The sequence below is a fragment of the Peribacillus sp. SIMBA_075 genome (assembly GCF_046534585.1).
On the sequence record NZ_JAWRYN010001207.1, the window covers coordinates 1 to 250 of the forward strand.

Annotated in this window: 1 pseudogene; it reads right to left on the bottom strand. The window is 41.2% G+C overall.

The features are described 5' to 3' along the window. Positions 1 to 72: 72 nt before the first annotated feature. Positions 73 to 250: pseudogene (locus tag SB775_RS32155) on the bottom strand (thymidine kinase); the annotation flags it as partial.

Below are 250 nucleotides of genomic sequence, written 5' to 3' on the forward strand. Positions count from 1 at the left end.
TTAGACACGAAGAGCTTGCCACCAATCTTCATCTATTTTCGAAAAAAACCCGCTCTACATAGCGAGTTTCACTTATCTTTGTTTTGTAGGTACTGCATGACAATGACGACAACGTGGTTCATACGATTCTGAAGCCCCAACTAAAATAATTGGATCATCAAATGCCGCTGGTTCTCCATCGATTAAACGTTGCGTACGACTTGCAGGAGATCCACATTCAGAACAAACTGCCTGCAATTTAGTTACATGT